This window comes from Streptomyces sp. NPDC004610 (assembly GCF_040609715.1).
In the GTDB taxonomy this organism is placed as follows: domain Bacteria; phylum Actinomycetota; class Actinomycetes; order Streptomycetales; family Streptomycetaceae; genus Streptomyces.
Map to the genome: position 1 here is coordinate 177,123 of NZ_JBEXLA010000008.1, position 19,790 is coordinate 196,912.

The following is a 19,790-nucleotide window of genomic DNA, read 5'->3' on the forward strand; positions in this document are numbered from 1 at the left end:
CGGCGCCGCCGGACCGCGCACCACCAGGAGGACCTATGACCACCCTTGCCGACCCCGTACCCGGCGGCCGACCCGGGGAGGCGGAGCGGGCTGTCGCGCTGTCCGCGGAACTGGCCGGGCGCGGGGTGCACGGCATCGTGCTCGCCTATGTCGACACGGCCGGTGTGGGCCGGGTGAAGACGGTCCCGGTGGGCAAGCTGGCGGCGACGGTGGCGTGGGGTGCCGGGATGTCCCCGGTGTTCGACACCTTCCTCGCGAACGACGCCATCGTCACCACGGACGTCCTCGGCTCCCCGGACGGCGATCTGCGGCTCTTCCCGGATCTGGACCAGCTGACCGTGCTGGCGGCGCAGCCCGGGTGGGCGTGGGCGCCGGTGGACCGGATCACCCAGGACGGCGATCCGCACCCGGGCTGCTCCCGCACCTTCCTGCGCCATCTGGTGGCCCGCGCCGGGCAGGACCACCGGCTGGACTTCCGGGCGGGCATCGAGGTGGAGTGGATGGTCACCCGCGCGGGGGCCACCGGCACCGGCACCGACGGAAGCCGAGGCGGTGGCGCAGGCAACGGTGTTGACGGAGTCAACGGCCAGAACGGCGACGCTCCCGGTTTCATCCCGGCCGCCACCGGCCCGGCCTACAGCGCCGACCGCCAGATCGAGCTGAGCGACTTCGCGGCCGAACTGCTCGCGGCCTGCGCGGCGCAGGGGCTGGATGTGGATCAGTTCCATCCGGAGTACGCGGCGGGGCAGTTCGAGCTGTCGGTGGCACCGCTGGACCCGGTGGCAGCGGCCGACCGGAGCGTACTGGTGAGGCAGACCGTCCGGGCGGTGGCCCGGCGGCACGGGCTGCGGGTGTCGTTCGCCCCGGCCGTGCGGGGCCAGGGCGTCGGCAACGGCGGCCATCTGCATCTCTCCGCCTGGCGCGACGGCGAGAATCTGCACACCGGGGGCGCCCGCCGGCACGGGATGACCGCCACCGCCGAGTCCTTCACGGCCGGGCTCCTCGCCCATCTCCCCGCGCTGACCGCGGTCACCGCGCCGAGCCCGGCGAGCTATCTGCGGCTGCGGCCCTCCCAGTGGGCCGGGGTGTTCACCGCGTGGGGCCTGGAGACCCGGGAGGCGGGGCTGCGGGTGATCCGGGGCACCGCCGGGCAGCGCGGCCAGGCCGCCAATGTGGAGGTCAAGCCGGTCGATCTGGCCGCCAACCCGTATCTCGCCCTCGGCTGCGCCCTCGCCGCCGGGCTCGACGGCATCGGCGCCGGGGCCGCGCTGCCCCCGGAGACCACCGGCGACCCGGCCGGGCTGGACCCCGCCGAGGCGAAGGCCCGGGAGGTGCGCAGACTGCCGGTCTCCCTGGCGGAGGCGGTCACCGCGTTCCGCGCGGACCCGGTCCTGCGCAACGCCCTCGGCCCGGTCCTCACGGACGCGGTGATCGCCGTACGGGAAGGGGAGATCGCGGCGGTGGCGGGACTGGACGACGAGCGGGTGGCGGCGGCCTACCGGTGGAAGTACTGAGATGGGGGCCGTGCGCGAGGCGCTGGACGCGCTGGAGCTGGTGGACCACCACTGCCACGGGGTCGTCACCACCGATCCGGCGCCCCGGGACTTCGAGGGACTGCTCACCGAGGCCGGCCCCTGGCCGGACCGCTCGCTCTCCCTCTTCGACACGCCGGTCGGCACCGCCGTACGACGGCACTGCGCCCCGGTGCTCGGGCTGCCCGCCCACGCCCCGCCCGCCGAGTATCTGCGGCGCCGGGCGGAGCTGGGCGCCGGGGAGGTCAACCGGCGGTTTCTGGCCGCCGCGCGCACCGGCGTGTTCTGTGTGGACACCGGTTACGCGGCCGACCGGCTGAGCACACCGGACGCCCTCGCCACGGCGGCGGGCGGCGGCGCGGTGGCGTACGAGGTGGTGCGGCTGGAGAGCGTCGCGGAGCGGGTGGCGGCCGAGGGGGTGGAGCCGGACGCCTACGGGGACGCCTTCCGGGAGGCCGCGCTGACGGCGGTACGGCGGCCGGGGGTGGTCGGGGTGAAGTCGGTGGCCGCGTACCGTACCGGCTTCGCCCTGGACCCGGCGCGGCCGGGCGGGGCCGAGGTGACGGCGGCGGCCCGGGGCTGGCTGGCGGGCGGTTCCGGACGGCTGGCGGACCCGGTGCTGGTCCGGCATCTGCTCTGGACGGCCGTCGATCTGGGCCTCCCCCTCCAACTGCACACCGGGTTCGGGGACAGCGACCTGCGGTTGCACCACGCCGACCCCGCCCTGCTCACCGACTGGCTGCACCGGATGGAGGGGGTCGTTCCGGTACTGCTGCTGCACTGCTGGCCGTATCAGCGGCAGGCCGGATATCTGGCCGCCATCCTCGAACATGTGTACCTGGACCTGGGGCTCACCCTGCACCATGTCGGTCCGGTGCGGGCACGGGCGGTGCTGGAGGAGGCCCTGGAGATCGTCCCGTACCGCAAACTGCTGCACAGCTCCGATGCCTTCGGGCTCGCGGAGTTCTACCATCTCGGCGCGCTCGCCTTCCGGCGCGGGCTCGCCGAACTGCTCCAGGACCGCGTGGACGCGGACGAGATGGCCCTGTCCGACGCGCTGCGGCTCGCCGACTGGGCGGGCCGGGACAACGCTCGCCGGATCTACCGGTTTTCCCACGACAACTGAAAGTATGATCTAGCAATGTCTGACTTGACCGAGACCACGCCCGGCTGGCTGACCAGCGACGAGCTGGAACTGGCCCGCGCCCAGATGCCGATCCTCTATGTCGAGGCGGTCCCGGTGCGGGTCGACGACAGCGGCGAGGTCACCAGCATCGGCCTGCTCCTGCGCATCGGGCCGGACGGCACGGTCAGCCGCACCCTGGTCTCCGGCCGGGTGCTGCTCCACGAGCGGGTCCGGGACGCCCTGCTGCGCCATCTGGAGAAGGACCTCGGCCCGGTGGCCCTGCCCCGCGTCCCGGCCTCCCTCCAGCCCTTCACGGTCGCGGAGTATTTCCCGACCCAGGGGATCACCCCGTACCACGACCCGCGCCAGCACGCCGTGTCGCTGGCGTACGTCGTGCCGGTCGCCGGTGACTGCCGACCCCGGCAGGACGCCCTGGACCTGGTGTGGTTCACCCCGCAGGAGGCGGCGTCGGAGGCCGTGCACAGCGAGATGCCCGGCGGCCACAGCGCCCTGCTGCGCCAGGCGCTCTCCCATGTGGGCATCGCCCTCTAGAACACCTTTCCGGTTACGGTGACCTTGCGCAATGTGACCGGAAATCGTCCACGCATCCCCGGGAGACCGTCATGAGCCTGAGCATCCGCAACCAGCTGCCCGGCACCGTCACCTCCGTCACCCCCGGAGAGGCCATGGCGACCGTCAAGGTGCGGCTGGCGGGCGGGCAGGACCTGACCGCCGCGATCACCGCGGAGGCCGTCACCGACCTCGGGCTCGCCTCGGGCAGCGGGGTGCGCGCCCTGGTGAAGTCCACCGAGGTCGCCCTCGCCACCGGCCCGGTCCAGGGCCTGTCCATCCGCAATCAGCTGCCGGGGACGGTCCGCGAGATCGCCGAGGGCGCGGCGATGGCCTCGGTCAAGGTGGAGGTACCGGGCGGCGAACTGACCGCCGCGGTCACCAGGGACGCCGTCGAGGACCTGGGCCTGCGGTCCGGCTCCGCCGTGGTGGCGCTGATCAAGGCGACGGAGGTGTCCCTGGCCGCCGGGTAGGGCGTTGTCTCGGCGGTGCCCCTGGCCGTCGACTGGGGGACGCCGTCTCGGAGGCCCCTGGCCGCCGACGGGCGGGGGGCCGCCTCAGGAGCCCTCCCCCGGTGCGGCGGCCGACACCATCTCCGCGCGGATGGCGAGGGGCTTCGCCCCCGGGGTTCGGGGGTGTTCGCCGGGGTCTGCGCGGTCTCCGCCGGGGTCCGCGCGGTCTCCGCCGGGGTCCGGGCCGTGTCCGTTGGGGTCCGGGCGGCCTCCGCCGGGCCATGGGCGCCGACGCCGAGCCCGATCCGGCCGTTGCACGCGCGGCTTGTGCACGCGCGGGCCGTGCACGCGCGCGAGGAGCGTCCCGCTCACCCCGGCCGCGCCGAGCATCGACGACACCCAGGGCCCCGTACGCGGGCCCCTGGGTGTCGATCAGGAGTGCGCCGGAGGGGCGGCGAGGTCCGAAGCCCCCTTCGCCGGGATATCCCCCGTTTCTTTGACGAATAAGTCAAATCCCGACAAGTCGTACTGGAGTACGGGAAGGTGATCTGCCCAGGTCACCGGGGGTGCGACCATGATTCTCTGGACGACGTACAAAGCTCGAACAACTTCTTTTCTTGAACCCTTCGCGTTGAAGCGGATAGGTTGGGGCCGTGACCGCAGCCCAGCCCCCGACCCCCGCCGAGGAGCTGCGCGGAACCGGCCCCCCAGGGAGGCCGTCCCGCGTCGCCGTTCTCCGCAGCGGCACCGTCCGGGGCACTGATCATCTCGGGTCCGGGGCGCCGACGGCCCCGGAACGGGCCCGTGTCGGCACCGCTGTCGGCCGCGCGACCGGCGAGGACCCCCCGCCCGCCGGATCGCGCGACCGCGCACGCACCAGCACCCGCACGCCCGGCGGGGCGCCTGTCCCACCGGGCGGTTCCTTGTCGACCACTCACCCCAGTCGCTTCAGCGACTCCCCTTACTCCCGTAACCCGCGTAACTCCTGTTACTCCCGTTACTCCAGCAATTCCTGAGCACCGATCAAGCAAGTTCGGAAGGATTCCCATGGCTGAGAACCCCGATGCGATCGTCACCGACCCGAAGGCGGAGGGCACCGGCGGCTGCCCTGTCGCGCACGGGCGTGCCGCGCACCCCACCCAGGGCGGTGGCAACCGGCAGTGGTGGCCGGAGCGGCTCAATCTGAAGATCCTTGCCAAGAACCCGGCGGTGGCGAACCCGCTGGGCGAGGAGTTCGACTACGCGGCGGCGTTCCAGGCCCTGGACCTGGCGGCCGTGAAGCAGGACATCGCCGAGGTGCTGACGACCTCGCAGGACTGGTGGCCGGCCGACTTCGGCAACTACGGCCCCCTGATGATCCGGATGGCCTGGCACTCCGCCGGTACCTACCGGATCAGTGACGGCCGCGGTGGCGCGGGCGCCGGTCAGCAGCGCTTCGCCCCGCTGAACAGCTGGCCGGACAATGCCAGCCTGGACAAGGCCCGCCGTCTGCTGTGGCCGGTGAAGAAGAAGTACGGCAAGTCCCTGTCCTGGGCCGACCTGATGGTCCTGACCGGCAATGTGGCCCTGGAGACGATGGGCTTCGAGACCTTCGGCTTCGGCGGTGGCCGCGCGGACGTCTGGGAGGCCGAGGAGGACGTCTACTGGGGCCCCGAGACCACCTGGCTCGGCGACGAGCGTTACACGGGCAACCGCGAGCTGGAGAACCCGCTCGGCGCGGTCCAGATGGGCCTGATCTACGTCAACCCGGAGGGCCCCAACGGCAACCCGGACCCGATCGCCGCCGCCCGTGACATCCGGGAGACGTTCCGCCGGATGGCGATGAACGACGAGGAGACCGTCGCCCTCATCGCCGGTGGCCACACCTTCGGCAAGACCCACGGCGCCGGTCCCGCGGACGCGGTCGGCCCGGACCCCGAGGCCGCCCCGATCGAGCAGCTCGGCCTCGGCTGGCAGAGCAGCTACGGCACGGGCTCCGGCAAGGACGCCATCACCTCGGGCCTGGAGGTCACCTGGACCACCACCCCGACCCAGTGGAGCAACGGGTTCTTCAAGAATCTGTTCGAGTACGAGTACGAGCTGTCGAAGAGCCCGGCCGGCGCCCACCAGTGGGTGGCGAAGGACGCCCCGGAGATCATCCCGGACGCCTTCGACGCGGACAAGAAGCACCGTCCGACCATGCTCACCACGGACCTCTCGCTCCGGTTCGACCCGATCTACGAGCCGATCTCGCGCCGGTTCTACGAGAACCCGGCGGAGTTCGCGGACGCGTTCGCCCGCGCCTGGTACAAGCTGACCCACCGTGACATGGGCCCGAAGTCGCTGTACCTCGGCGCCGAGGTCCCGGCGGAGACCCTGCTGTGGCAGGACCCGCTGCCCGCCGCCGAGGGCGAGGTCATCGACGCCGCGGATGTCACCGCGCTCAAGGCGAAGATCCTCGACTCCGGGCTCACGGTCTCGCAGCTGGTCGGCGCCGCCTGGGCGTCCGCGGCCACCTTCCGGGGCAGCGACAAGCGCGGTGGCGCCAACGGCGCCCGGATCCGTCTGGAGCCGCAGCGCGGCTGGGAGGTCAACAACCCGGACGACCTGGCCCAGGTGCTGCGCGTCCTGGAGGGCGTCCAGGGCGAGTTCAACTCCGGCGCCAAGAAGGTCTCGCTGGCCGACCTGATCGTCCTCGGCGGCACCGCGGCCGTGGAGAAGGCGGCCAAGGACGGCGGCGTCGAGGTCGAGGTGCCGTTCTCCCCGGGCCGGGTCGACGCGGGCGAGGAGCACACGGACGCCGAGTCGTTCGCCGCGCTGGAGCCGGCGTACGACGGCTTCCGCAACCACCTCGGCAAGGGCAACCGGCTGCCGGCCGAGTACCTGCTGCTGGACCGTGCCAACCTGCTCACGCTGAGCGCGCCGGAGACCACCGTCCTCGTCGGCGGTCTGCGGGTGCTGGGCGCCAACCAGGGCGGCGCCAAGCACGGTGTCCTCACCGAGCGGCCGGGCACGCTGACGAATGACTTCTTCGTCAATCTGCTCGACCTGGACACGTCCTGGAAGTCCACCTCCGAGGACCAGAGCACGTTCGAGGCCACGGACGCCTCCGGCGCGGTCAAGTGGACCGGCACCCGGGCCGACCTGGTCTTCGGCTCCAACTCCGAGCTGCGCGCCCTCGCGGAGGTCTACGCGAGCGACGACGCCAAGGAGAAGTTCGTGACGGACTTCGTCGCGGCCTGGGCGAAGGTCATGGACCTGGACCGGTTCGACCTGCGCTAGCCGCTCCGCGGGTTCAGCGTCACACCGGGGCCGGCCTTTCGGGGCCGGCCCCGGTTTCGTCGTTGTACGGGGGTATGGGGACGGCTGGATACGGACGCGGCTTGCGGACGGGGGCAGGGGTCGGGGAGGTAGGACGGGGGCAGGGGGCGGAGGCCGGGCGCGGAGAACCGGAAGGGGATGGTCGGAAGGGGACGGCCGGAAGGGGACGGCCGGAAGGGGACGGCCGGAAGGGGACGGTCGGAAGAGGATGGCCAGGGGCGAAGGGCCGGAAAGGGATGGCCTGGGGCCGGGAACCGGGAAAGGATGGCCGGAGCCGGAGGGCCGGAGGGCTGGAGCCGGGGCCGGGAACGGAGCGGCCCGCCCGGGAGTTGTAGAGACGCAGGCACCGGCACCGGCACGGGCACCGGCGGCACGGATGGACACCGGCATGGGTGGACATCGACACGGATGGACACCGGCATCGGAAGGCGCGAGGCATGATCATCTTCGGTACCAAGGGATACCTCTACCAGCTCGCGATACTCACGCTGGTCTGCGGGCGCTGCGGCAACCCGGCGGCACACACACTGCGCAAGCGGGTCACGAAATTCTCGCTCTTCTTCATCCCCCTGTTCCCGGTGTCGACCAAGTATCTGACGCAGTGCACGTTCTGCGGTGCCGAGGAGCGGGTGAGCGAGGAGCAGGCGGAGCGTCTCCAGGCCCAGTCCGCCGGCGGCCAGGGCCCCCACATATCGGCTCCGCAGCAGCCGCAGCAGTACCGCCCCTGAGCATCGGGCGGGGGTCCACCGGTCGGAGGCGGAAGGCCCCCGCTGCATCGAAGGATGCAGTGCCCTTTCCTCCACGCGCAGGAAGAACGCGGCCGGGTCGCCCGGGACGCTGGTCCCATGACCGAGAGCATGCGCGCGTCCACCGCCGCACCATCCCCCACCATGCCCTCCACCGGCCGATTGCCGGTGCTGGACGTCCTCAGAGGCGTGGCGATCCTCGGCACGCTGATGACGAACGTCTGGATCTTCGCCACCCCGGGTTCGGAGTGGGCCTTCCTCCAGGGCGTGCCGCTGGCGGACCCGTTCGAGGAGCCCTTCGAGGCGGTGTTCCGGTTCCTGGCGGACGGCAAGTTCCTGGCGATGCTGACGATCCTGTTCGGCGTCGGGCTGGCGATCCAGTACGACAGCGCGAAACGACGGGGCACGGCGTGGCCACGCGGCTACCGGCCGCGTGCCCTGTTTCTGTTCGCCGAGGGCACGGTGCACTTCGTCCTGGTCTTCGGCTTCGACGTCCTGATGGGGTACGCCCTCGCCGCGCTGCTCGGCGCCCGGCTGCTGGTGCGGTCCGAGCGCCGGCGCCGGGTGATCATGTGGGTGTCGGTGAGTGTGCACACCGCGCTGATGGCCCTGCTCACTCTCGCCCTGCTGGCCGACCCGTCCGACGGCCCGAGGGGCGCGTCCCCGGCGGTGGTGGAGATCTACGCGCACGGGAGCTGGTTCGACCAGATCGCCTTCCGGCTGGAGAACGCGGTGCCGCTGCGGATGGAGCCGGTGATCTCGTTCGGGCTGCTGCTCTTCCTGTTCCTGCTGGGGGTACGCCTGTACCGGGCGGGCGCGTTCACGCCCACCGAGGGCGGACGGCTGCTGCGCAGGCGGCTGGCGTACTGGGGCCTGGGCATCGGCCTCCCCCTGAACGCGGCCGTGTATCTGGGCGGCGAGGATCTCTTCTTCCTGGGCCGCTATGTGGCCGCGCCGGTCGTGGCCCTCGGCTATCTGGGGCTGATCGGGGTGCTGGTGGACCGCGCCTGGCTGCCGGGGGCGGCGACCCGCGGGCTGAGCGCGGTCGGCCGTACGGCGCTGACCTGCTATGTGCTCCAGAACGTCCTGGCGATGCTGGCCTGCTACGGCATCGGACTGGGGCTGGCCGAGACCTGGGCGGACAGCGGGCCGTGGTGGGTGATGGGACTGTGGGCGGTGATCTGCGCGATCCTGATCGCCTTCGCGACCCTGTGGCTACGCCGCTTCTCGCACGGACCGCTGGAGGGGGTACAGCGGTGGGCGTTGGGCCGGTGAGGAGGGGGCGGCGTGGGCCGGGCCGGAGGCATCCGAGCCCCCCGGTCCCCCTTCTCGTACCTCCCCTACCCTCCCCCTCCCTCCCCGGCTCACACCGGCTTGGTGAGGCCGCCCAGGAATTCGCGGTACTCCACGATCCGGCCCCGCTCGTCGATGCGGTGGAACACGCTGGTGAGGAGCCCCTTGTAGGGCTTGCCGCGCAGGACGCCCTCGCCGTGGTTGCAGGTGACGACCCAGGAGCCGTCGTAGAGACGGAGGTCCTCGCCGGTGGTGGTGAGGCGACCGGCCTCGAACATCGCGCGCCAGCGGTCGCGGTGTTCGACGGCCTCGCGGCCGGTCCAGCGGCCGGTGAGCGGGGGCGAGGGGAACTCGAAGACGAAGTCGTCGGCGTAGAGGGCGAAGTAGGCGTCCCAGGCCCCGTCGGTCCAGGCCCGGCCGAACGCGTCCGCCACGGTGTCCAGTGCTGCCCTGCGGTCGCGGTGCATGGGTGGACCTCCGTTGATCGTGGGGGGGGTGAGGGTGGGGGTGGGCGTAGGGATGGGCGGCGCCGGGATCGGCGGGCCTCGCTGACGACGTTAGTGAGGGTGAGGGGCCGGGTGGAGCCGTCAGCCGGGTGGTGTCAGTACCCGGGTCCATCGCCGGGTCCGTCGCCGGTTCCGGCGCCGGGTCCGGCGTGGGGTGCGTCCTCGGATCCGGCGTGCGGCCCGTCGTCGGATTCAGCGTGCGGCCCGGCCTCGGATCCGTCATGGGCCCCGGCGCCGGATCCAGCGTGCGGCCCGGCCTCGGATCCGGCGTCGGGATCGCCGGAGGCGCGCGCCGCGGTGCGTAGGGCGTCGGCCACCCGGAGGACGGCCTCGTCGGGTGGGGAGGGCAGCCGGGCGAGGAGCAGCCGGCGTTGTTCCTGGGCGCCGCCCCGGACGGGACGGACGGCGACCCCGGCGGGGGCGACGGCGGCGAGGGAGGCGGGGACGGTGGTGAGTCCGCAGCCCGCGGCGACCAGGGACAGCTTGGCCAGCCAGTCCCGGGCGGTGTGGGCGATCACGGGCCGTTCGTCGAGGCCGGGCCAGACGCCCATCAGCCGGTCCTCGCCGGAGGCGGGCGCGGCGATCCAGCGCTGTCCGTGCAGATCGGCGAGGTCGACGTAGGCGCCGCGGGCCAGGGGATGGTTGGCGGGCAGGGCCAGGCGCAGGCTGCGTTCGGTGAGCGTCTCGGTCACCAGGGCGGGCGACTCGGTGTCCAGGGGGCGGTAGGGCGGTGCGGCGCTGAGCAGGGCGAGGTCGATGCTGCCGGAGCGCAGGGCGCGGACGAGGGCGGGGGTGCCGGCCTCGCGGGAGGTGACGGTGATCGCCGGGTGCGAGGCGCGCAGCGCGATGAGGGCGCGGGGCAGCAGCGCGGCCCCGGCGTTGGGCGGCCAGCCCAGCCGTACGGTGCCGCCCTGGTCGGGCAGGCCGGACAGTTCTCGGGCGGTGCGGTCGATCTCGTCCAGGACGGTGGTGGCCCGGCGCAGCACGAGATGCCCGGCGGGGGTGAGGCGGACGCCGTCGCGGCGCCGGTCGAGCAGGGTCGATCCGGCGGCCCGCTCCAGCGAGGCCATCTGACGGGAGACCGCGGACTGGGTGTAGCCGAGGGAGACCGCGGCGGCGGTGAAGGTGCCCTGCTCGGCGACCGCGCGGAAGACCCGCAGCGCGGTGAGGGAGACATCCCGGAAATCCATGACGTCTACGCATACCACGCATGCCGAAGTCTCGCTGGTGTCATGGATGGCGATGATCTTAGGCTGGTCGGTATGACCGGATTCACGACACCCTTCGGGGGCGCTCGGATCATCGCCGTCAACCCGACCGGCGGCCACCAGCGCTCCCCGGTGATCTCCGAGACTCCGCACTCCACCTCCCGCGACGACGACCCGTCGGCGGCGCGCGCCCAGCCAAAGACGGCCAACGCGCCGCTGGGCGGACACCACTTCGAGGGCTGCCGGGAGACGGAGGCGGTGGACCACCGTACGGGGACGCCGCACGGTGTGGCCCGGTACGCGGTCGACTGGGCGAACGCGCGGCGGCTGCGGGACGTGCCGGAGGAACGGCTGACGGAGTCCCGCGCGCGGCACGAGGCCGCCCGCTGATGTCCGGGCTGACGCAGCGCGACGAACTCGGTTCCTTCCTGCGCGCCCGGCGCCGGGCCACCGATCCCGCCACGGCCGGGTTCCGGCCCGGCCCCCGGCGCCGCACACCAGGGCTGCGCCGCGAGGAACTCGCCCAGCTCTCCGGGCTCAGCGTCACCTGGTACACCTGGATCGAGCAGGGCCGTGACATCGGCGTCAGCCGTCAGGTGATCGAGAGCCTGGCGCGGGCACTGCGGCTGGCGCCCGCCGAACGCGCCCATCTCTTCACCCTGGCCGGCCTCGCCCTGCCACCCGCCGCGCCGCCCTCCCGGACGGTCGAGGTGGACCCGCTGCTGTGCCGTCTGGTCCGGGAACTCCACCCCCGGCCCGCCTACGTCATGAACCCCTGGTGGGACCTCCTGACGTACAACGAGGGGTACGCCGAACTGCTCGGCGGGCTCGACCAGCGGCCCGAGGGCGAGCGGAACGTCCTGTGGCTCACCTTCGTGGAGTCGCGCGGCTCGGGACTGTTCGTGGACTGGCCGGGCGAGGCGCGTGCCCTGGTCGGCCAGTTCCGGATGGCGCTGGGACGGCACCCGGACGATCCTCGCGGCCCCGAGCTGCTGCGTTCCCTTCGGCGGGCGTCGGACGCGTTCGGGGAATTGTGGGAGGAGCAGACGGTCAGCGGTTTCACTTCCTCCCGCAAGGAATTGCGGCACCCCCGGGACGGCCGACGGCTGGACCTGGATTATCTGAAACTCGCCGACGCGCAGGACGAACAGCAGTCGCTGATAGTCTTCCTGCCCGCCGAATGACCTACCGGCGTCATTTTCCCGCGTCAGGTCTGCCTGTTACTGCGGCTTCCCCGGCTGGAAGCACTCGAAGACATTCCCGTCCCGGTCGCGCACGATCGTGCGTCGGCCACCCGCCGCCTCGACCGGCCCGTCGAGCACCTCGCCGCCCTCCGCGACAAAGGACTCGACGGCCCCGGTCAGATCGTTGACGTGCAGTGTCGCCTCTCGGTGGAACGTCTTCAGGGTCTCCGGCCCATCACCCTCGATCAGCAGAAACGGCCCGACGACGGCCAGCCGCAGCCCGGGAAAGTCCAGTACGGACACCTCGGCGACACCGGTGAGCCGCTGATAGAGGGGCAGCGCGTTCTTGATGTCGTTGACTTCGATACGCGCCGAGACGGATTCGATGAAATTGCTCATGGACTCCACCGTAGGAATCCCCTCACCGGCTTTCCATACCTGTTCCGGGTGGCGCTGCCACCCGTATGAGCGGCACCCCGCCCAGGAATTCCACCACCCGCTCTCCGGCCGCATGCTGGATGGCATACACAGGAATTCCCGAGGAGACACCACTCATGGCGAACGAATTGAACGCATCCAGCGCATCCAGCGCATCGAGCACGACAAAGACGTCGAACACGTCGAACGCGTCGAACAACCCATCCAACGGCACAGGCGCCATCAGCGGAACCAACCGGCCACGCGCCGCCGACGAACCCCGGGTCGCCGTGGTCACCGGGGCCACCCAGGGGCTCGGCCTGGCCCTGGTGCGGGCGCTGGCGCGGCGGCTGGACGGCGCCGATGTGGTCTACGCGACGGGACGCGACCAGGACCGACTACGGGAGATCACCGCCGAACTGAAGGCCACCGACGCCCAATCGCCCACAAACCACCCCGGCACCGGCGCCCACATCCGCACCGAACACTTCGACGTCTCCGACCCCGAGCGCGCCGAAGAACTCGCGGCGACGCTCACCGCCCGGCACGGCGGGGTCGACATCGTCTTCAACAACGCCGTGATGCGGGTCGGCCCGCAGGACGACGCCCGCGCGATCGTCGGCCCGTACGCCGAGGTCAACAACTTCGGGACGACACGGGTGCTGCGCGCGTTCGCCCCGCGGCTGCGGGACGGCGGGCGGCTGATCGTGGTGGCGAGCGCGCTGGGCTCGCTGTCGTATCTCGCGCCGGTGCTGCACAGCCGGTTCGACGCCCCGCGGACGCTGGACGAGGTGGACCGCGCGGTCGCCGACTGGCGGGACGCGGTGCGCGACGGCAGCGCGTTCAGTGGGCCGTGGCCGGCGTTCGTCAACATCCCCTCCAAGATCGGGCAGGTCGCGGCCGTACGGACGCTGGCGCGGCAGCGGCGGGAGTCGGATCTGTCCCGTGATGTGCTGCTCGCCTCGGTGTGCCCCGGGATGATGAACACCCCGACCTCGCGGGAGTGGTGGGACGTCAGCGACGCCCCGACCCCGGACGAGGCGGCCGTCCCCCTGCTGGACCTGGTACTGAAGCCCACCCGCCCCGACCAGTACGGCGAGCTGCTGCGGGACGGCGAGGTCCTCCCGTGGTACCCGGCGCCCACGCCCCCCGCGAACTGACCGCCCTCCCCCCTGAAAGGCGCACCCCCACCATGTCCGACACCCGCACCCGCCCGACCCTCCAAGAGGCGATCCGGGCCCACCACCCCCTCGTCGTGCCCGGCGTCCACGACGGCATCTCAGCGCTCCTCGTCCGCGAGGCCGGCTTCCAGGCGGCCTATGTGGGCAGTTACGCCACCGGGGCCACCCGGTACGGTCTGCCGGACATCGGGTACATCGGCCTGGAGGACATGGCCGACCAGGTGCGCCGACTCGCCCCCGTCCTGGACGTGCCGATCATCGTGGACGGCGAAGGCGGCTGGGGCAATCCGCTCCATGTCGCCCACGCGGTGCGGGTGCTGGAGCGGGCGGGGGCCGCGGCCACGCACATCGAGGACCATGTGTTCGGCAAGCACATCATGGCCGATCCGGTGCTGGAGAGCGTGCGGGAGACGTCCGACAAGATCAGGGCGGCGGTGGACGCCCGCGCGTCGGAGGACTTCCTGATCATCGGCCGGACCGACGCGTCCAAGCGCGGTCCGGCGTCCGCCGACGGCCCCGCGGCGGCGGTCGAGCGGATGCTGGCGTATCAGGAGGCGGGCGCGGACGGTGTGTTCATCGCCGGGCAACTGGACGAGGAGCACTGGCGGTTGCTGAAGGCGGAGGCGAAGGTGCCGGTCTACACCGTGGACTTCCCCGGGCGTTCGGCGGCGGAGGTCGGGGCGTGGGGCGCGGATGTGGTGCTGTACCGGGCGCTCGGCCCGTTCGCGGCGGCGCGGGCGATGCGACGCGCGTTCCGGACGCTGGCACGGGAGGGGACGACCGTCCCGATCGAACCGGAGCTGGGCACGATGCCGGACTTCGATGTGTTCCTGGGCATCGAGGAGGCGCGGGAGGAGGCACGGAGATACGGCCTCCTGGACTGACCTGGAGATACAGCCTCCGGGACTGCCCCCTGGAATCCCCCGGGACGGCACCCCATCGCCCCGTCACCCAACTTCCCCCTCCCCACCCGAGACAGGCGGATCGACCCATGCCTCCTCCCACCCTCTTCCACCACGCCCGGGTCATCACGGGTGACGGCCGGACGGTCATCGAGGACGCGGCCGTCATCGTGGCCGCGGACGGCCTGATCACCGACCTCGGTCCCCGCGCAGCCGTCCCCGTCCCCCCGGGAACCGCCACCGTCGACCTGGGCGGCCGGACCGTCATGCCCACGATCATCAATCCACACGTCCACCTCGGCTATCTCCGCGATGCTACGGTCTCCAGCGACAACTACTCCCGGACGAACGTCCTGGACCACCTGCGCCGCCTGGCGTACTACGGCGTCGGGGTCGTCCAGTCCCTCGGCACCGACCGCGACGACACCGAGATCACCCTGCGCGACGAGCAGCGCTCCGGAGCCCTGGACGACCCCGAACTGCCCCTGCTCTTCACGGCGGGCACCGGCCTGGTGGCCCCGACCCCCGGCGAGATCAACGGCGGTCCCTACTTCGCGACGGACGTCGTGCACGAGGTGTCCGACCCGGCGCAGGCCCGCGCCACTGTCCGCGCGCTGGCCCGCAAGCGCCCCGACGCCATCAAGTTCTGGGTCGACGACCGCTGGGGCACCCGCGCCAAACTGACGCCGGATGTGTACGGGGCGATCATCGGGGAGGCCCATGACCTGGGCTTCCTCGCCATCGCGCACATCTTCGAGCTGGCGGACGCCAAGGGCGTGCTGCGGGCCGGGGCCGACGGCATCGCGCACATGGTCCGCTCCCCCGGCCCCGACGCGGAACTCCTCGAACTCCTCCAGCAGGACACCGTCTTCGCGTTCACCTCGATGGGCATCCAGCGCACCGCCTACGACGACAGCGGCTGGCTGGACGAGCCCGCGCTCACCGCGACGGTGTCGGAGGCGGCGCGGGCCGACACCCGCGCCCGTATCGCCGCGCTCACCTCCGAGGAGGCCGCCACCGCCAGGGCCGGGTACGCCATCCTGGAGGACGGGCTGCGCCGGTACGTCGAGAGCGGTGTCCGGGTGCTGCTGTCGGCCGACACCGGCGCCCGCACCCAGTTCTTCGGCATCGCGGAACACCGCGAGCTGGAGTCCATGGTCCGGGCGGGGATGCCCGCGCTCCAGGCGATCCGCTCGGCGACCCAGCTGCCCGCCGAGGTCCTCGGCCTGCCCGACCGGGGCACACTCGCCCCGGGCAGACGCGCCGACCTGCTGATCCTGGACGCCGACCCACTGACCGACATCACCGCGACCCGCGCCATCTCGGCGGTCTACTTCGCCGGCCGAAGGGTGAACAGGGAGGCCCTGCGGGGGCGGTGGGGGCCGGGGGGGAGGACGGAGGCCGTAGGGCCGAGGGGAGGGCGGGGGCGGTGAGTCCGGGAGGAGAACGGAGGCTGTGAGGCCCGGAGGAGGACGGGGGCTGCGCGGCGGCTCGGTGCCGGGCAGCGGACGGGCCGACTCCTCTTCCTCGACACCTCCATGCCCTTGAGGGCGAGGCCCCGACCTGCGCGTTCGACCGCCGGAGTGCAGTGCCACAACCGTGAGCGGCGACGGGCCGGGACTGGGCCGTTCAGCGCCTGCGGGCCGTGTACACCTCGAAGTGGTGCTCGGCCTCCGCCACGATGACGAGCCGGTCGAGCGAACCGGAGGCGGCGGGGCCCGAACCCGGCGGACCGGACAGGAACATCCACGGCTCCTCGACGGCCGCCCTCAGCCGGGCGGTCCAGCCGGTCGCGGGGACCTGGCACTCCAGCCACGGCCGGAGTCCGACATGGCTCGCCACATAACGATCAAGGGCCGCTTTCGGATCTCTCCGAAAGCGGCCCTGACCTGCGACTGTCTCCAGTCGGGACGACAGGATTTGAACCTGCGACCCCTTGACCCCCAGTCAAGTGCGCTACCAAGCTGCGCCACGTCCCGATGCCGTCTGACCTGGGTTTTTCCCTGGCCGAACGCGCACAGAAACCATACCGCACTCCGCCGGGTGGTCGCGCACGCGTTTCCTTGACCTGAACTTCGGTTGAGGTTGCACGATCGTCCGTATGACGATCACGGATCCCCGGCAGCGCCCGTACGGCTACGGCGAGCTGCCCGCGCTGATGAGCCGGATGACCGGCGACGAGAAGCACGGCCCCGCCGCGACCTCCACCCTGGATGTGCTGTGGGTGCTGTACGACCGGGTGCTGCGGGTCGACCCGCAGTGGCCCGAGGACCCGGAGCGGGACCGGTTCCTGCTGTCCAAGGGGCACGGGCCGATGGCCTACTACGCGGTCCTCGCCGCGAAGGGGTTCATTCCGGCCGGGTGGCTGGACGGCTTCGGCTCCTATGACTCCCCGCTCGGTCACCATCCCGACCGCACCCTGGTGCCGGGGGTGGAGATCGGCAGCGGTTCGCTGGGGCACGGGCTGCCGATCGCCGTCGGTACGGCGCTCGGGCTGCGCGCCCAGGGGCGGGGCGGACCGGCGGTGTGGGCGCTGGTCGGGGACGCCGAGCTGGACGAGGGCAGCAATCACGAGGCCATCGCCTACGCCGGGCCCGCCGGACTGGATCGGCTGCACACCGTCGTGGTCGACAACTCCTCCGCCACCTATGCCCGCCCCGGCGGGATCGCGGCCCGTTTCGAGGCGGGCGGCTGGTCCGCCCGTACCGTCGACGGCCGTGATCACCGGGCCCTGTACGACGCCTTCACCGCGCCGCACCCGGGCCGCCCGCATGTCGTCGTCGCCCGCGTCGAGCCGAAGGCTCCCTGACGCCCCGCGCCCCCTGGTCTTCCCGTCCTTCCCGTCTTCTCGACCTTCTGAAAGGCCGCACCCCATGGACACCATGCGTGACCGTTTCGCCCCCACGATGACCCGGCTGCTGGACGAGGATCCCCGGCTCGCGGTGGTCCTCGCCGAGATCGGCGTCGCCTCGTTCGACGAGGAGGTACGGCGGCGGCATCGGGACCGGCTGATCAATGTCGGGATCCGTGAGCAGTTGCTGATCGGCGCCGGGGCCGGGCTGGCGCTCACCGGGATGCGGCCGGTGCTGCACACCTTCGCCAGTTTTCTGGTGGAGCGGCCCTTCGAGCAGATCAAGCTGGACCTCGGTCATCAGGGGGCCGGCGCGGTGCTGGTGAGCGCCGCCGCGTCCTTCGACTGGCCGGCGGGCGGCTACACCCATATGGCGCCGGGCGATGTCGCCGTCCTGGACACGCTGGACGACTGGACCGTGCACGTCCCCGGGCATCCCGACGAGGCCGAGGCCCTGCTGCGGCACGCGGTCGCCGCCGGTGACGACAAGGTGTACGTCCGGCTGTCGGTCCAGTCGAACGCCGAGGCGCTCCCGGTCGACGGGGCCCGCTTCCGCACCGTCCGCGAGGGCCGCTCGGGGGTGGTCCTGGCCGTCGGGCCGACCCTGGACGCCACCCTCGCCGCGACCGAGGGGCTCGATGTCACGGTCCTGTACGCCACGACCGTACGGCCCTTCGACTCGGCGGCGCTGCGGGCCGCGACCGAGCGGGCCGGGGCGGATGTCGTGCTGGTGGAGCCGTATCTCGCGGGGACCTCGACCGGACTCGCGAACGATGCCCTGTCCGAGGTGCCGCACCGGGTGCTGGGGCTGGGGGTGGGCCGCCGGGAGCTGCGGCGCTACGGCACGGTCGAGGAGCATGTGGCGGCGCACGGGCTGGACGCCGGGGCGCTGCGGGAGCGGATCAGCCGCTTTCTGGCGGGGGCGCGGGTGCCGGTCACCGTCTGAGCTTCGGGGCGATGACCTGTTCCCCGGGCGGCGTCCGGAGAGGCGTCCCGGGGGGGGGGCGTGCCGGGCGGCGTCCCGGGCAGCTCGGACGGCCCGCGCCCGCTCTGCCGACCGACCGCTCTACCGGCCTCCCGCACTCCCGCTCGCCCGCCCGCCGCTCACTTCGCCTCGCAGCCGAAACGCACGTCCCGGGCCTCGCCCAGCTCCGGCTCCGGCTCCTCCGGTCTCGGCGTGCCGCCCGCGCCCACCGGCGCCGCGTCCACCCGGACCAGGTTGCGCACCGCCGGGATCGCGAGCAGGGCGATGACCACGAAGACGCTGGTCACGGCGGCGACCATGAGGACGCCTCCGGCGCCGAGCGCCGCCGCGGCGGGACCGGCGAGGGCCTGGCCGACCGGCATCATGGCGAGGGAGCCCGCCACGTCGTAGGCGTGGATGCGGTTCAGGACGTCGGGCTGGACCTGGGTCTGGACGCTGGTCGCCCACATCACGCCCCAGAACGCCATCCCGGCCCCGGCCACCGCCGCGCCCGCCGCCATGGCCGGGACGTCCATCCCGAGCCCGACGGTGGCCGGGAACCCGGCGAAGCCGAGGAGGCTGATCGCGCCCGCGCGGAGCATCCGGCGGGGTCTGATGCGCAGGGCGAGCAGCCCGCCGACCACGGTCCCGGCGCCGAGCGCGGAGTTGACCAGGCCGTACGCCCCGGCGCCGTGCTCACCGATCACCTCGGTGGCCACCAGCGGGGTGGTGGGGCCCCAGACGGCGATCATGTAGAGGCACCAGACGAGGATGACCGACCAGAGCCAGGTGCGGCTGCGGAACTCGCGCCAGCCCTCGACCAGGTCGGCAGTGAAGGTCGACCGGGCCTCCGCCGTACCGCGCCCGGGGCCCTTGCCGTGGCGCGAGCCGTACCTCTGGGGTGGCAGCCGGAGCAGCAGCAGGCACAGGGCGCTGATGGCGTAGGTGGCCGCGTGGGCGACGAACACGCCGCCGGGGTCGGTCAGTCCGACCAGGATGCCCGCAGCGGCCGGTCCGGCGAGCTGGGCGGCGGACTCGGCGATGCGTATCGCGCCGTTGGCGCCCTGGACGTCACGGGACAGCCGCGGGACCGTGCTGGCCACGCCGGGCTGGAAGACCGCGCCCGCCACCCCGTTGACCACGCCGATGACGCAGATCTCCCAGAGCACCACCCGCCCGGAGAAGAACAGCACCGCCGTCACGGCCTGGGCGACCAGCCGCACCAGATCGGCGCCGATCATCAGCCCGCGGGTGCCGAACCGGTCCGCGATCACCCCGCCGAAGACGACGAGCCCGGCGAAGGAGGCGGCCGTCGACGCCATCGCGAGGCCCACCGCCCCCGCGCCGTACCCGTGCTGGAGCAGTCCGGCGGCGAGGGCCACCGGCAGCATGGTGTCGCCGAGGCGGGCGACCGCGCGGGCGACGAAGAACAGCCCGAAGTCCCGTGACCAGACGCGGGGGGCGGGCTTCCCCTCGCCCCGTGCCCCGCCCGACTTTCCCGCCGCCCCTGGCGGCCCCTCCCCCACCGGCCGCGATGACATCCCCGGCATTGCGCGCG

19 protein-coding genes, 1 tRNA gene and 1 pseudogene are annotated in these 19,790 nt (G+C 72.6%); 14 read left to right on the forward strand and 7 right to left on the reverse strand.

The window, feature by feature from the left end; genetic code table 11:
* Positions 1 to 35 precede the first annotated feature (35 nt).
* The 7 genes from ABZX40_RS11400 (at position 36) to ABZX40_RS11430 (ending at position 9,001) form a co-directional block, all read left to right on the forward strand.
* The gene (locus ABZX40_RS11400) at positions 36 to 1,514 is read left to right on the forward strand and encodes a glutamine synthetase family protein (protein ID WP_355741318.1); all 1,479 of its coding nucleotides are present in this window, start codon (positions 36 to 38) and stop codon (positions 1,512 to 1,514) included.
* Position 1,515: 1 nt separating this feature from the next.
* Positions 1,516 to 2,658 carry an amidohydrolase family protein gene (locus tag ABZX40_RS11405; protein WP_355741316.1) on the forward strand — a complete coding sequence of 381 codons (1,143 nt, stop codon included), beginning with the start codon at positions 1,516 to 1,518 and terminating at the stop codon, positions 2,656 to 2,658.
* A 15-nt stretch (positions 2,659 to 2,673) separates the two neighbouring features.
* A complete protein-coding gene (locus tag ABZX40_RS11410) occupies positions 2,674 to 3,210 on the forward strand; it encodes an NUDIX hydrolase family protein (RefSeq protein WP_355741314.1) in 537 nt (178 codons plus the stop codon).
* A gap of 71 nt (positions 3,211 to 3,281) precedes the next feature.
* The gene (locus ABZX40_RS11415) at positions 3,282 to 3,701 is read left to right on the forward strand and encodes a TOBE domain-containing protein (protein ID WP_355741312.1); all 420 of its coding nucleotides are present in this window, start codon (positions 3,282 to 3,284) and stop codon (positions 3,699 to 3,701) included.
* A 1,026-nt stretch (positions 3,702 to 4,727) separates the two neighbouring features.
* Positions 4,728 to 6,941, forward strand: a complete 2,214-nt coding sequence (katG, locus tag ABZX40_RS11420) for a catalase/peroxidase HPI (RefSeq protein ID WP_355741310.1) — start codon at positions 4,728 to 4,730, stop codon at positions 6,939 to 6,941.
* Positions 6,942 to 7,417: 476 nt separating this feature from the next.
* Positions 7,418 to 7,708 carry a zinc-ribbon domain-containing protein gene (locus ABZX40_RS11425; RefSeq protein ID WP_355741308.1) on the forward strand — a complete coding sequence of 97 codons (291 nt, stop codon included), beginning with the start codon at positions 7,418 to 7,420 and terminating at the stop codon, positions 7,706 to 7,708.
* A 117-nt stretch (positions 7,709 to 7,825) separates the two neighbouring features.
* Positions 7,826 to 9,001 carry a DUF418 domain-containing protein gene (locus ABZX40_RS11430; RefSeq protein ID WP_355741307.1) on the forward strand — a complete coding sequence of 392 codons (1,176 nt, stop codon included), beginning with the start codon at positions 7,826 to 7,828 and terminating at the stop codon, positions 8,999 to 9,001.
* Positions 9,002 to 9,090: 89 nt separating this feature from the next.
* Here the strand turns inward: ABZX40_RS11430 and ABZX40_RS11435 are convergent, their stop codons facing one another.
* Both ABZX40_RS11435 and ABZX40_RS11440 read right to left on the reverse strand, forming a co-directional pair.
* Positions 9,091 to 9,486, reverse strand: a complete 396-nt coding sequence (locus ABZX40_RS11435; RefSeq protein WP_355741305.1) for a nuclear transport factor 2 family protein — start codon at positions 9,484 to 9,486, stop codon at positions 9,091 to 9,093.
* A gap of 329 nt (positions 9,487 to 9,815) precedes the next feature.
* A pseudogene (locus ABZX40_RS11440) lies at positions 9,816 to 10,715 on the reverse strand (LysR family transcriptional regulator); the annotation flags it as partial.
* Positions 10,716 to 10,787: 72 nt separating this feature from the next.
* Here ABZX40_RS11440 and ABZX40_RS11445 point away from each other — a divergent pair.
* Positions 10,788 to 11,123, forward strand: coding sequence for a hypothetical protein (locus ABZX40_RS11445; RefSeq protein ID WP_355741303.1), 336 nt, complete (start codon positions 10,788 to 10,790; stop codon positions 11,121 to 11,123).
* The gene (locus ABZX40_RS11450; RefSeq protein WP_355741301.1) at positions 11,123 to 11,917 is read left to right on the forward strand and encodes a helix-turn-helix transcriptional regulator; all 795 of its coding nucleotides are present in this window, start codon (positions 11,123 to 11,125) and stop codon (positions 11,915 to 11,917) included. Before ABZX40_RS11445 ends, ABZX40_RS11450 begins: the two co-directional genes overlap by 1 nt.
* A gap of 36 nt (positions 11,918 to 11,953) precedes the next feature.
* Here ABZX40_RS11450 and ABZX40_RS11455 read toward each other — a convergent pair whose 3' ends face one another.
* Positions 11,954 to 12,316 carry a VOC family protein gene (locus ABZX40_RS11455; RefSeq protein WP_355741299.1) on the reverse strand — a complete coding sequence of 121 codons (363 nt, stop codon included), beginning with the start codon at positions 12,314 to 12,316 and terminating at the stop codon, positions 11,954 to 11,956.
* A gap of 22 nt (positions 12,317 to 12,338) precedes the next feature.
* Positions 12,339 to 12,632 carry a hypothetical protein gene (locus ABZX40_RS11460; protein WP_355741297.1) on the reverse strand — a complete coding sequence of 98 codons (294 nt, stop codon included), beginning with the start codon at positions 12,630 to 12,632 and terminating at the stop codon, positions 12,339 to 12,341.
* Between ABZX40_RS11460 and ABZX40_RS11465 the strand changes: the two genes are divergently transcribed.
* The 3 genes from ABZX40_RS11465 (at position 12,625) to ABZX40_RS11475 (ending at position 15,850) form a co-directional block, all read left to right on the forward strand.
* A complete protein-coding gene (locus tag ABZX40_RS11465; protein WP_355741295.1) occupies positions 12,625 to 13,494 on the forward strand; it encodes an SDR family NAD(P)-dependent oxidoreductase in 870 nt (289 codons plus the stop codon). The two genes, ABZX40_RS11460 and ABZX40_RS11465, sit on opposite strands and share 8 nt — an antisense overlap.
* 32 nt (positions 13,495 to 13,526) lie before the next feature.
* Positions 13,527 to 14,399: an isocitrate lyase/PEP mutase family protein gene (locus ABZX40_RS11470; protein WP_355741293.1), complete on the forward strand. Its 873-nt coding sequence runs from the start codon at positions 13,527 to 13,529 to the stop codon at positions 14,397 to 14,399.
* A 107-nt stretch (positions 14,400 to 14,506) separates the two neighbouring features.
* Positions 14,507 to 15,850 carry an amidohydrolase family protein gene (locus tag ABZX40_RS11475; protein WP_355741291.1) on the forward strand — a complete coding sequence of 448 codons (1,344 nt, stop codon included), beginning with the start codon at positions 14,507 to 14,509 and terminating at the stop codon, positions 15,848 to 15,850.
* Positions 15,851 to 16,046: 196 nt separating this feature from the next.
* Here the strand turns inward: ABZX40_RS11475 and ABZX40_RS11480 are convergent, their stop codons facing one another.
* Together ABZX40_RS11480 and ABZX40_RS11485 are read right to left on the reverse strand one after the other, a co-directional pair.
* A complete protein-coding gene (locus ABZX40_RS11480; protein ID WP_355741289.1) occupies positions 16,047 to 16,259 on the reverse strand; it encodes a hypothetical protein in 213 nt (70 codons plus the stop codon).
* A 63-nt stretch (positions 16,260 to 16,322) separates the two neighbouring features.
* Positions 16,323 to 16,396: transfer RNA gene (locus ABZX40_RS11485), tRNA-Pro, on the reverse strand.
* A 122-nt stretch (positions 16,397 to 16,518) separates the two neighbouring features.
* Between ABZX40_RS11485 and ABZX40_RS11490 the strand changes: the two genes are divergently transcribed.
* Together ABZX40_RS11490 and ABZX40_RS11495 are read left to right on the forward strand one after the other, a co-directional pair.
* Positions 16,519 to 17,226, forward strand: coding sequence for a transketolase (locus tag ABZX40_RS11490; RefSeq protein WP_355741287.1), 708 nt, complete (start codon positions 16,519 to 16,521; stop codon positions 17,224 to 17,226).
* A 64-nt stretch (positions 17,227 to 17,290) separates the two neighbouring features.
* Positions 17,291 to 18,214: a transketolase gene (locus ABZX40_RS11495; protein ID WP_355741285.1), complete on the forward strand. Its 924-nt coding sequence runs from the start codon at positions 17,291 to 17,293 to the stop codon at positions 18,212 to 18,214.
* A 158-nt stretch (positions 18,215 to 18,372) separates the two neighbouring features.
* Here the strand turns inward: ABZX40_RS11495 and ABZX40_RS11500 are convergent, their stop codons facing one another.
* On the reverse strand, positions 18,373 to 19,773 hold the full coding sequence (locus tag ABZX40_RS11500) for an MFS transporter (RefSeq protein WP_355741284.1): 1,401 nt from the start codon (positions 19,771 to 19,773) through the stop codon (positions 18,373 to 18,375).
* Positions 19,774 to 19,790 lie beyond the last annotated feature (17 nt).